Raw genomic sequence first — 12,431 nt, 5'->3', positions numbered from 1 at the left:
ACAGTTTTTACCTTAATCTTAAATTTTTCTTCTGTTATTCGATTATAAAAAATGATAATGTTAGTTATTTTGTTTATTTTCTTTTTTAACTGTTTCTTTACTGAGTTTCATGAATACAGTTCCATAAACATACTAACGTAATTTATTAACTCTATATGTTTATATTTGATGTAGTTCTATTTATCTAAAAAAAGTCATTTTAAATTAAAATATATGGTGTATGTGATATGAAAAAAAGAAAAACTATTGTTTTGGCCATGGTTCTATTTTTATTAGTACAGTTATCTGGTTTTAGCAGTGGATATACTATGAATTCTACTTCAGATAATCCTCCTGAACAACTTCAAATTCCTGATTATGGTCAATATATTTTGCATGATCTGGAGAATGATTCCTCTGTTATTGCTGTTATGGGAGAAATTCCTGAGATTAAACAAGATGAGAAAAAAGAAGAATGGTTACAGCAACTTGATAGATGTATAGATCACTCATCAAATGAACTCCATCTTCAGATGAGAGAAAATGGAGGTATTCTTCTTGGTTATGGATATCATATCTATGGATATATTGTCATAGATATAGATAGTGATCAAAAAGAAAGAGTTGATGATGATGTTATCAATGATTTGTATATGATGGTTAATACTAATTGGATAAATCAAAGTGTATCTAATGTTCCTATTGTTTTTAGGTGGAGTATTACAAAAAATGATGATGCAATAGATGATAGTATTGAATTAAACCCTGCTAATTCTGGAATGATGGTAGAAGAAGAGATCAATCAAACCAACAATACTAATTTGTTAGGTGGAGATGAGAATACAACAAATGAAACAGGAATTGAGGATATTCCTTCGAAAACAACATCGGGATTCACCTTATTTCTTTTAATATTGTGCTTATGCTTTGTTATTTTATTAAATTCATAACAATGAATTGCAAATTAGACTGATAGTCTGGTAAATCTATATGATTCTAAAAAACAAAAGATAAAATAGTGATATTAACTACATCACTCTTTATCCACAAGCACTGCATTGGTGATAACCACCTTTGCAGTGTACTCATCCCTCTCGATGACTTCCATTTCACGAATCTCTATTTTTTTGTGATACATCGGTCCGTCAGTTACAAAACTCTCAAATTCGCCGCCTTCACCGGCAACATTGAGTCCTATCTTCTCGTTGAGCCTGACAAGTTTCTCGATGTCTTTTTCACTGATTATACGCCCGACCCAGCTTTTGTTAAGGCCATACGCAGCTACGCTGCTGAATATGAATTCGAATCCAAGGTCAAGGAGTTGGTACATCTCTTTTTCCTGATCAATGTGCCACAGTGGTGAAAAAGCTTTGAGTCCTAGTTCATCGCAAACCTTCTCGATCCTCTCACGCTGGTAATTTGAATAAAGAGCTCCTGTGATAACTCCTTCAATACCGTACTCATCCTTTGCACGAATGATGGCATTTTTCATGTCATCGAGTTCTTTCTCTTTTTCTCCCTTTGTGAGTTCTTCGATGAGTGGGAGTTCCATTGCTTCTGCCTGAAGGCGTGCAAGGTCAATATTAGGAGTGTGGAACATGTATGAATCAAGGTTCTGGCTCTTGATTGTAATAAGGCACTCAATTGAGTAGTTTTGCTGTTGCATCACATGCATAGCATAGTTGCTGTCCTTACCTGAGCTGAAAAGCACACCAAGTTTGAGGTTTGGCTGTCCGTAGAACTGCTTCAGGTATTCAGTCTTTGTTTTGCATCCTGCTTTCTTTGCAAGTTTCCCGATGGCCTTGTCAAAGCGACTTCCATACTGAGCTGCCTGTTTCCTGCGCTGGTTGACTTCGGCAGGAATACCAATCTCCTCAGCAAGCATGCGCAGTATGAGTTTATTCTGCTCTTCATTTATTTTATATTCAGGTGGGATTTTCAGGCAATAGTCCACAAACCTTTTGTCAAGATAAGGAACACGCAGCTCGATATTGTTGTTCATTGAAACGACATCATCCCGATAGGTGTTTTTTTCGTAGATTTTCAGCACATCAGCATAGCAGTCCCTGCTTATGTCCGTAGAACGCTTATGGCGGTCATAACCTGCGAATATCTCATCGGCTCCTGAACCAGAGAACATTACACGGATGCCATCTTCCCTTGCAGCTACACATGCTGCATACATTGTGAGAGCAACGCCAACTTTTGGGACGTTACTATCTTCAACAAGAGGGACAACATCTTTGAGATATTCCTCAACTTCATCAAGATCAATAATTTTGATTTTCAGGTCAAGTCCCAGTTCATAAGCCATCTTCTTTGCGTATTCTACATCCGGTGGAAGCTGTACTCCTGCAAGACCTGCAGTGTAGCATGTAAAATCAATTCCCGGATTTTTACCCATAAGTTTGCACAGACAGGCGATTATTGTGGAGTCAAGTCCTCCTGAGAACAGGATTCCGAATTTCTCTTCAGGCATCCGTATGGATATTGAATCTTTCAGTTTCTCAAGCATTACTTTTTCAAGTTCTGCCATGCTGCCTTCGTGCTCAGGTATAATAGAGAAGAATTCCCTGTTGAATTTTTCAAGGCTTCCGGTTTTGATGTTGTAAGCCAGTATCTCTCTTGGATTTAGTTCCTTGATATCGGCAAATCCATTTCTTGCAAGTGCTTTTTTCTCAGAGCAAAATGCAAAGCCATCAGAATTACTGTACCAGAGTGGCTTAAGGCCAACAATGTCCCTTGCAATGTAAACTGTATCATCCAGCCAGTAGGCGATTGCATAGACACCAATTACCTCACGGAGCACATCGTCTATGAGCTGCATCATTTCGGTTTCACGGTTTTCGGCTTTCTTCTCGATAAGCTGGATCAGCAGGTCAGTGTCATTTTTGGCTTTGATATCATATTTCTCTGCGAGCTCTTTCCAGTTGTATATCTCACAGTTGGCAGCTATTTTTCCCTTATAAACAAGAGGCTGCAGAACAAAGTTAACCATGGAGTGCAGTCTGTGTCCCATTACGTTTCTCTCAGGGATTTCACTATCTATACTAAGTGAATCGACATCCTCTGCACGGAAAACGTTTTCATTGGTGCAGATTCCAATTCCGTCAAGTCCTCTGTTCTTTGTAATTTCAAGGGAACTCAGAGCATGTTCCAGTGAATTATCATTATTAAAAAAGCCTGTAATTGAGCACATATTCTGATCGGTGACCTGTTTTTAGTTCAAAGAAGCGTTGAAGTCTGATAAATGCTTTGAGTACAGTGGTTTGAATTATAAATAAAGATAAAAATAGGACACAAAAAGTTTATCAAAGTTAACTAACCAAACATATAAAAAGCTCTAAATTAAAAGAATTTAAAGCTAGATTCATTAAGACATAAAATTGTTATCTTTGCTGAGTGTTGAAATGGCAAAAAATATACTCATATCATGTGTTAGTAAGAAACTAGATCATAAATCCAAAGCTGAAGATCTATATATCAGTACTCTTTTTAAATATAATCTGCAGTATGCCAAGTCTCTAGGTGCAGACAGAATATTTATCTTATCTGCTAAACATGGTTTATTGAATCTCGAAGAAGAAATTGAACCTTATAATCAAACTCTGAACAACATGAAAGCTGGGGAAATTAGAAAGTGGTCAAATAAAGTCCTCTCTCAATTGAAAGATTCTACAGACATTAAAAATGATAATTTTCTGTTTCTGGCAGGCGCTTCATACAGAAAAAATCTTTTGCCGCATATATCAAACTACGAAATTCCACTAGAAGGAATGAGAATAGGCGAACAACTACAACATCTCAAGAAATTATGTCAACGATAAATGAGAAGTGTAAAAAGTTGCATCAGTTGTTTAGTGAACTTGAAAGAATGTATTTTCCATTTGATGAAAACAATATTCCAGAGAATGGTATTTACATATTGTTTGAAAAGGCGGAATATGGACATGGTACTGATAGAATAGTACGTGTGGGTACGCATACTGGCAAAAATCAATTGAGATCAAGGCTTAAGCAACATTTCATAAATGAGAATAAAGACCGAAGTATTTTCCGCAAGAATATAGGTCGAACTTTCTTGAATATGGACAATGATACGTTTATTGATCAATGGGAATTAGATCTTACAACGAGAGAAAACAAAGAGAAGTATTTCAATATTATTGATTTTAACAAGCAGGAGAAAACTGAAAAAAGAGTTAGTAAGTATATTCAGGATAATTTTTCCTTTGTTGTATTCGAAGTGAGTGACAAGGATAAAAGGATAGAACTTGAATCCAAATTAATATCTACAATTTCTCTTTGCACCGAATGCAAATCTACTGAAACTTGGTTTGGAAAAAATTCACCAAAGAAAAAGATTAGGGAAAGTGGGTTGTGGTTAGTAAATAACTTGTATAAAACACCACTTTCTGATAATGAAATAGGCCAATTGGAACTAATTCTACATGAATAGCATGCCTAAATTTTTTTCATTATTTAGATGTGCTCAGGGCTTACATTCCAGAGCAACACGTTCTTCGGGTGAAAGTGAGATATAGAATCTCAGAATATCATCAGGGTTCATGTCAAGTCCAAGGTTGTATCCGTTGGCTCTTCCGGCCCTGAGGAAGGTTTCTTCTTTTTCATGCTTTCTGAGCATTAGATCCTGAACCTCTTCGTTGCTGAGCTTTGACATGTCAACTTTCCTGAGAAGACCTATGAGCAGGAAATTGTTTTCTATACGGTCGTAATAGCTCTCTGTCTGGTTTTCTGCCTTCTTTTCAGGCTCGAACAGATATGCTGTTTCTCCATTAGAGTCCGTGTAGGCAAGTGATATATTCCTAAGTACCAGCTTTCCGTTCTCGCATACCAGAATCTTGCGTTCGGTCTTCATTTATTTTCCTCGTTTTGTTTTTAGCAGAACGGGTACAAAACCCCAGGTATTTTCACAAATTGATATTTCCTATCCTGCGAAATTACTAACTGCAATTGATGCTTTCTCAATTTGATATTTAACGTTTTCTCTACTATTCTGTCTAATGAGCATCATTATTATGATATGCCATATTTGGAATGTTGGCATTAGTTACATAAAATGCAACAGATAAAATAGAATGAGATTGTAAATAGTTACAACAGTTGCAGGACAGAGGCATATAATGTTCAGTGAACTCAAAGATACTATCAGGTCATCGATATTACCGCTAGTGAAATGGATACCGCTATCTCCAAACTCTCTCACCATCATTGGTCTTCTTATAAGCATCTGGGCGGCTGTTGTTTTTGCCACAGGCAACATGATAGCAGGAGCTTTACTAATACTCTTCAGCGGTTTCTTTGACATGATAGACGGTGCCGTTGCCAGGGCAAAGAATCGTATGTCAGTATTCGGAGCGGTTCTGGATTCCGTTTGTGACAGGTATGCAGATGCAATTGTATTTGCAGGAATCATTTATGGTTCCGTTACCGGCACTATCGTCCAACCCAGCTTGTTCTCAGTGCCAATGTGGTTCTGGGTTATTTTTGCCGTCATTGGATCATACATGGTGAGTTACGTGCGTTCCAGAGCAGAAAGCGCAGGTGTAAGTTCAATGAATATCGGTATAGCCGAAAGACCTGAACGCATGATTATCCTTGTATTAGGTTCACTTAGTGGATATCTTGTCGAATCCATTGTCCTGATAGTTATTCTTACACACATAACAATGGTGCAGCGTTTGCTCTATGCAAAAAAAGAGCTTTCATGATTTTTTTGTGATGATTTTATTATTGTTTATTATTGTTGTTTTTATTTTTGTATTCAGGAACTGGGAATGATGTCTTCCAATGCAAAGCTTATAATATAAGGCGTTATTATTAATTGCCTAGTTAACTGTTATATTATTATCAATATACATCATCAAATGAGGATTCCAAATGCAATATCAGGCAGATGTAACCATTGAACTTAAAAGCGGTATGCTTGACCCTGAAGGCACAACCATCAAAAGGGCACTTGAACACCTTGGATATGAAACCGAGAGTGTGAAAACAGCTAAGAAATACACAATTGATCTTCAGGCAGAGAACATCCATGATGCCAGAGAGACAGTCGAGCAGATGTGCCAGAAGCTCATCGCAAACCCGATCATCCATAATTATGAAATCTCCCTGAGGGAACTGCAATGAGTATAGGTATTGTACAGTTTGGTGGCAGCAATTGTGACCTTGACGTGTTGCATGTCCTTAAAGATGTAATCGGAGCAGACGCTGAACTCGTATGGTACAAGGAAGAAGACCTTTCTCGTTTTGACGGTATAGTTGTTCCCGGAGGATTCTCATACGGAGATTACCTCAGAGCCGGTGCCATTGCAGCACGTACTCCTATCATGGCTTCAATCAAGAAACTTGCAGAAGCAGGCAAACCTGTAATAGGTATATGCAACGGTTTCCAGGTACTGACCGAATCAGGTCTTCTTGACGGAGCTCTTACAACTAACAACTATCCAAAATTCAAATGTGAATCTACACTTCTGAGAGTTGAGACAACTGACACTCCTTTCACTTCAAAATTCAAGAAAGGTGAGGTAGTCAGCATTCCTATCGCTCACATGGAAGGTAATTTCTACGCAGATGAAGAAACCCTTTCAAAACTTGAAAACAACGATCAGGTTGTATTCAGATACGTGGACAAGGAAGGCAAAGTAACAGACGAGGCAAATCCTAACGGCTCACAGGAAAACATTGCAGGTATTGTAAGTGCAAAGAAGAATGTACTCGGTATGATGCCACACCCTGAGAGAGCTTCAGAGGAAATACTCGGCTCAAAAGACGGTATAAAGATATTCGAATCAATGATGGAATTTATTTCCAAAAATTGATTCTACTCTTTTTTTCAATTAACTTTGATTTATTTTTCATTTTTAACTCTTTATTCCGGGTCACGAATAACTAAAGCGAACACGAAGACTCAGGCGAAGCCGGCACTTTACCATAAGATGAAACAAAGTACTTTGTTTGCTACTCTGAACTTCCTATTTACCAAAAAGTCTGTAAGGCATTTGTATAAAATCATAAATCTTTGGCACAATCTTCTGTATAGAAGCATCGTAATGTGCCGCCTTCGGCGTATGGTTATTTTGTTTTTAGATTAAAGGTTGTTTTTGTGAACCACTCTTGATTATTCCTGCTGATTTTCAGCTTCAGCATTCTTAATAACATTCTCCACCGTCTTCCAGGAATGTCTCACAAAATCAGGTAATTCTCCATTCTCTCCATACCATTCGGCTAGGAACTTCTTAGTTTTAGGATCAGATGGATAGCCGCTTCCAAAATCCACTCCATGTTCAGCTTTTAAATCTTCTATAAGCTGGTCTCTGCGTACCTTGGCAACGATAGATGCAGCAGAAACTATCGGATAACTTGCATCCGCTTTGTGCTTAGAAATTATTGTAAGATTATCAGCTTTTTCAGGATTGTTCTTACGGTATTCTTCCAGAAGTCTGAAGCCAAACCTTTCTTCGTTAACATCGGCAGCATCGGCATAGGCTGTTTCTGGATGAAGCTGTTCAAGCACTTTTGAGAATGCAACCACCATAATATCGTTCATGCTCATAAGAGTCCTGAGCTCATCTATTTGCTCAGCGGATACTTCCAGAACAAAAACCTTCTCAGAATATTTTTCTATCTGGCCTGCAAGCTGTACTCTTTTCTTAGGACTGATTTTTTTTGAATCGGCAACTCCAAGATTCCTTAGTGTACTTTCCTTTGCATCGTCAAGCATAACACCGCCGATACACATTGGTCCTATTACCGGCCCTTTTCCAGCTTCGTCTAATCCGGCTATTTTCATGAACAAATCCTCTCTGCTAACAGTACAAAGGATTCTGATTTTAAAAAAGTATTTGCCAGGGCAGTTTAGTTTCTGCTGTTAGTTTCTGTTTTAAGTTCCTGATATTTTACCTGGCATTTATTTTGTAAAATTGCCTGTTCAGACAAAGAGAGTGAATATCGCATATCCTATTGCCACCATGATAACAGAGTGTTTCAGGCCGGACATAACATTTCCTTCTCCCATGGCACCTGCCATGAGTCCTGAACTCATTCCCTGGATAATGGATGCATGCTTGAAAAGGCGTGTATATGCTTCAAGGTCAAAGCTTCCGAGGAATCCTCCGCTTGATGAGCCCGATTCTGCCATTTGCTGTCCTGCTTCTGCCATCTCGGTAAGGAATGTTGTTGAAATGACAAATATAACGCCGACAAAGACGAAGAACGATATGTAGATGATGACAATGTAGATCATCATACTCATTGCACGTTCTCTTTTCATACCCTGCTCTGACGCTGCATCCCTCGCAGCTACCAGCAGAACCTCGCCGATATCTCCGCTTGACTCGTTTGCCTTTGTGATAAGTGAGAGTGACCTGGTTACAACCTGGGTTCTCAGACGATTTGCAAATCGTATCAGTGCGTCATTTATTTCAAGTCCCCAGAAGATGTCATGCCATATTTTCCTTATTTCCTTGCTCAGTGTATCAGTATCTGACTTCGCCATAAGTCTGATTGAGTCTCTGAGTGTCATACCGGTTTCATTAGTACTGGCAAGTTTCTTCATAAAATCCGGGAAGCTGTTCTCAAGTTTTCTCTTTCTTCTGGATTTTATTTCATGGAATATGGAAAGTGGAATAATGATTATAAACAGTGCCAGTACAATCTTGTCATCGATAAAATCCACAAAGAATGCAGGATTTCTTATCCTGTTCATGTTCATTAGCATTGGCATAAAAACAACGAACAAAGCCAATGGAATTGTAATAACAAGTGTTGTAAGTGGCTCTTTTAACATTGGTTTTAGAGGGTTTAATGCAATACTCTTTAAAGCAAGAGATTTTTTAGACTTAATGAAATCTGTGAAATAGCCTCTGTTGCGGACTTTTTCATCAGTTTCATCTACAAGTTCACCCTCTTCATCATAAACCTGTTTAAGGTTTGCCGGAACATCAGGTATTCCGTGGTCAAGAGTTTCAGTGGTAGGCAGCAGTTTAGGTTCTCCAAGTTCGGTAGGTGTGATAATACTGATCATCACAACAAACATTACAGAACCAATAGGCAGTACAGCGTAAATAATAGCATATACCATGGTGGTGGTTCCTGAACCCATAACGGCCATCATGACACCCATGATGATAATAAACAGCGGACCAGCTACAAAGGCAGTAACGTATGATTCTGCCAGCAGTCCCAGTGTTTCAAGGAATCCTTTCTGGTCAACTTCCGCCTTTATAAGATATTGTTCTGATTTGTCACGGAAATAGTTTGGAATATTACCTCCACTGTCAATAACAGTAAGAAGGTTATACATAAGATCCTGGAACCTGTCAGAAGGTGTTGTATCCGAAGCATTTGAAAGTGCAGTTCTCAGGTCATGTCCGAAATAGTCCATATCCCTTACAATGGCATCTATCTCCTTGGATACTTCTCCGTATGTATCCTCTGACCTTGCAATAGCTCTGAAAACATCGATAATATTCATTCCGCCTTTACTGAGGGCGTACATAAACGTAACAGCATAAGGAAGCTGCATGTCTATCTTGGCTTTTCTTTCACTTGCCTGGAATCCGGGTAAAAGCATGAACAGGCCATAGACGACTCCGCCCATTCCTACTATAAAAATGCCAGTAATGAAAAAACCGACAAATATTTCTTTAAAGGACAGCAACCATGCAAATCTCGGACTGAATGTCAGGTTTGTCAGTTGCTCAGGTAATCCTACAAGTACAACAACAGTGTATGTGAGGAATAACCCGATAAGAGCACCTACAATTCCCGCAACAAGGGAATAGAAGATAGCATTTGATATGTACATCTCATGAGAGATGGGTATACGTGCCTGGTTGAGCTGTGTTTGAAGGTTTTCATAGCTTTCCTTTCTGGCTTTAATCTTATCTCCAATAAGTACATAAGGTATTTTTTTAAATATCTCTACGTAAATTAAGATCTTTTTCACGTAATGGTCAAAATCAAAACTGCTCTTTGATTTTTTGGATTTCTTCTTTTTTCCCTTTTTACCATCACTTAGCGGTTCCTGAGTTGTCTGGGTTTCAGCAGATATGTCCTCTTCTATTTCAGTGATAATCTCTTCAGGGAGATCTTCTGCCTGCCTTTCAGAACTTTCTTTAATCTCAGTCACAATATCACAACCACTTTTCACACCAGCATCATTCAAGTTGTAATTTTTTCAGGACCTTTTCCGGTGTGGACTGGTAAGCATTGATAATGTCCGAAATTTCCTGGAAATCATTGATTCCATTCTCTACCATGTATTCCAGGATCTTCTGGCGATAGTACAATTCCTGATCGACCTTACCCTGTGCCCAACCACGTCTCATCTTGATGTCAAAAAGGGCTTTCGATTCACCTGTGCGGACGAACACGTCTGCCTCAGAATCCCAGACAAAGATATCGTTTGTCCTTATGTTCCTTGTATTCGGATCGATGTCAACAATCTCTACCAGTTTGATGTTCCTTCTTACACGCTTGCCCTTGGTGTACGTCTGTGACTGGATGCTCATGATGTCCAGTGCCTGGATCATTGTACGTGGAACACTGATAGGTGGATTTTCAAGTCTGTGAATGGCAGATGCAACAGAGTCAGCGTGCATTGTTGAGAATGTAGTGTGTCCTGTTGACATTGCCTGGAAAAGAGTGAGTGCTTCCTTACCTCTTACCTCACCCACAAGCAGGAATTCAGGTCTTTGCCTCAGAGCTGCCTTTAGCAGGTCGTACATATCGACGGCTCCTCTTTCATCTGCGGTGAACGAATCCCTGGTGATACTTGGGATCCAGTTTGGATGAGGTAGTTTGAGTTCTCTTGTATCTTCAAGTGTGATGACCTTGGCTTTTTCTGGAATAAAGAGTGAAACTGCGTTAAGTGAAGAGGTCTTACCTGATGCAGTACCACCTGCATAGATCAAACTCTTGTTGTTTTCAATGCAGAGCCAGAGATATGCCATGGATTCTGAGGAGAAAGTTCCCCATTTTATAAGGTCTACAGGTGTTATTGGTGTATCACTGAACTTACGGATGGTAAATGTACTGCCGTGTGCGGTAACACTTGTACCCAGAGTCATCTGGATCCTGGAACCATCCGGCATGGTCGCATCAACCATAGGTTCTGCAACCGAAATGTGTTTACCACTTCTCTGGGCCATCTGGATAATAAAAGAGTTTAGTTCATCTTCTTCATAGACTACATTGGTAGCGATATTCTGGTGCGCCCTGTGATAAAGGAAAATTGGTACGTCATGGCCATTGCCGGACACATCTTCAATGGAGTCATCCATCATCAGGGCATCAATCTTTCCGAACCTGACAAAGTCTCTCTTGATGTAATATGATATTTTTTCCAGCATTGGAGGAGTTATTTCAATGGTGTAATCTTTAATTATGGAACGTATTTTAGACTCAAGTACTGCTTCCTTATCGTCTTCTTCCTCGTTGATTTCTTCCACAAGAAGCACGTCTCTTAACCGGTCTTTAATTTCAAGGAGGAAAGTATGTTCAAAATCAGTAAGTTCAGGTTCTACAATATAGTAAAGATGACTGTTGCGGTCTTCATTGAATAAGATAACGATGAATGCGTATGGTTCATTTACCCAGTAACGCTCAATCTCTTCATATCCTTCCTCGCCTTTAAATTCCGTAATAGGTCCATGTATTTCAGGATCATATGGATCGAGTTCCATCTCGGTTTGTTTGAAGATATTTTTTATTTTGTCAACAAATCCAGGCTTCACTTTCTTTTCATCAGACTGTTCCTGTGCATCCTCTGTTTTATCCTCCGATTCTGATTCGGGACTTTCCGGGGAAATTAGTTCTTCTTCCGGTGCAATGATTTCAATTTCTTCTGTTTGTGTATCTATAGAATCTTCCTTCTCAATTATTTCATCTTCTTCTGGCAGAGGTTCCGGAGTTTTTTCCTCATCACCAGTTCCAGTTATTAATGGTTTTGAAGGGCCGAAATTAGGCGATCTTGGGAGCAAAATTCCAAAATTCTCATCACTTTCTTCTTCATCTGCCTCTTGCTCTTCTTCATCCTCTGCGGTGTTTTCCTCAGTAGTACTGAGCAGTTGAGCAAAATCCTTTTCAAATTTCTCTCTGTCTTTTTCTATTTCCGACATTTCCTTCATTATATCAGTGTTAAGGATTTCATCATCAGTTTCCTGATCACTGGAAACTTCTTCAGTATTTTCTTTTTTAATATGAATGGAAGATTCTTCCTCAGAAACATTAGATTGGTCATCGGCCATTGTTTCACCGCTGGATGGATAATTTGATGTTATAAATCATTGTTAATTAATTCGTAATGTTGAAGGTGCCAGAAGCATGATTGATTATATTATATACTTATTATAATTATACTATACTGGTAATTAAAGGTATTGTAAGAATGTAAATTTCCTGTCTTACAATGCTGTACAGTTTCT

Annotated in this window: 11 protein-coding genes; 6 read left to right on the top strand and 5 right to left on the bottom strand. The window is 38.7% G+C overall.

Going from position 1 to position 12,431, the window contains the following annotated elements; genetic code table 11:
* Positions 1-227 precede the first annotated feature (227 nt).
* A complete protein-coding gene (locus V7O61_RS08785) occupies positions 228-929 on the top strand; it encodes a hypothetical protein (RefSeq protein WP_407282109.1) in 702 nt (233 codons plus the stop codon).
* Positions 930-1,012: 83 nt separating this feature from the next.
* On the opposite strand, the gene V7O61_RS08780 is transcribed toward V7O61_RS08785, so the two are convergent.
* Positions 1,013-3,178 carry a diphthine--ammonia ligase gene (locus tag V7O61_RS08780; RefSeq protein ID WP_407282110.1) on the bottom strand — a complete coding sequence of 722 codons (2,166 nt, stop codon included), beginning with the start codon at positions 3,176-3,178 and terminating at the stop codon, positions 1,013-1,015.
* A gap of 211 nt (positions 3,179-3,389) precedes the next feature.
* Here V7O61_RS08780 and V7O61_RS08775 point away from each other — a divergent pair, with 211 nt between their 5' ends.
* Positions 3,390-3,806 (top strand): DUF6884 domain-containing protein, encoded by a 417-nt coding sequence (locus V7O61_RS08775; protein ID WP_407282111.1) that lies wholly within the window; start codon positions 3,390-3,392, stop codon positions 3,804-3,806.
* 26 nt (positions 3,807-3,832) lie between these two features.
* Entirely contained in the window at positions 3,833-4,438 is a 606-nt protein-coding gene (locus V7O61_RS08770) for a hypothetical protein (protein ID WP_407282112.1), read from the top strand.
* A gap of 33 nt (positions 4,439-4,471) precedes the next feature.
* Here V7O61_RS08770 and V7O61_RS08765 read toward each other — a convergent pair whose 3' ends face one another.
* Positions 4,472-4,858: a hypothetical protein gene (locus V7O61_RS08765; RefSeq protein ID WP_023843811.1), complete on the bottom strand. Its 387-nt coding sequence runs from the start codon at positions 4,856-4,858 to the stop codon at positions 4,472-4,474.
* Positions 4,859-5,123: 265 nt separating this feature from the next.
* Between V7O61_RS08765 and V7O61_RS08760 the strand changes: the two genes are divergently transcribed.
* The 3 genes from V7O61_RS08760 (at position 5,124) to purQ (ending at position 6,824) form a co-directional block, all read left to right on the top strand.
* The gene (locus V7O61_RS08760; RefSeq protein WP_023843810.1) at positions 5,124-5,711 is read left to right on the top strand and encodes a CDP-alcohol phosphatidyltransferase family protein; all 588 of its coding nucleotides are present in this window, start codon (positions 5,124-5,126) and stop codon (positions 5,709-5,711) included.
* Between the two features lie 169 nt (positions 5,712-5,880).
* Positions 5,881-6,132 carry a phosphoribosylformylglycinamidine synthase subunit PurS gene (purS, locus tag V7O61_RS08755; protein WP_023843809.1) on the top strand — a complete coding sequence of 84 codons (252 nt, stop codon included), beginning with the start codon at positions 5,881-5,883 and terminating at the stop codon, positions 6,130-6,132.
* The gene (purQ, locus tag V7O61_RS08750) at positions 6,129-6,824 is read left to right on the top strand and encodes a phosphoribosylformylglycinamidine synthase subunit PurQ (protein WP_407282113.1); all 696 of its coding nucleotides are present in this window, start codon (positions 6,129-6,131) and stop codon (positions 6,822-6,824) included. The genes purS and purQ overlap by 4 nt, the downstream gene beginning before the upstream one ends.
* A gap of 299 nt (positions 6,825-7,123) precedes the next feature.
* Here purQ and rnhB read toward each other — a convergent pair whose 3' ends face one another.
* From rnhB to V7O61_RS08735, 3 genes are all read right to left on the bottom strand, one after another.
* Positions 7,124-7,795, bottom strand: a complete 672-nt coding sequence (gene rnhB, locus V7O61_RS08745; RefSeq protein WP_407282114.1) for a ribonuclease HII — start codon at positions 7,793-7,795, stop codon at positions 7,124-7,126.
* A 138-nt stretch (positions 7,796-7,933) separates the two neighbouring features.
* Positions 7,934-10,135 carry a type II secretion system F family protein gene (locus V7O61_RS08740; protein ID WP_407347377.1) on the bottom strand — a complete coding sequence of 734 codons (2,202 nt, stop codon included), beginning with the start codon at positions 10,133-10,135 and terminating at the stop codon, positions 7,934-7,936.
* A 28-nt stretch (positions 10,136-10,163) separates the two neighbouring features.
* Positions 10,164-12,254: a type II/IV secretion system ATPase subunit gene (locus V7O61_RS08735; RefSeq protein WP_407282116.1), complete on the bottom strand. Its 2,091-nt coding sequence runs from the start codon at positions 12,252-12,254 to the stop codon at positions 10,164-10,166.
* Positions 12,255-12,431: the final 177 nt, after the last annotated feature.

Source organism: Methanolobus sp. WCC1, assembly GCF_045690315.1.
Lineage (GTDB): Archaea > Halobacteriota > Methanosarcinia > Methanosarcinales > Methanosarcinaceae > Methanolobus > Methanolobus tindarius.
This window is presented reverse-complemented; position numbering and strand designations above follow the sequence as displayed.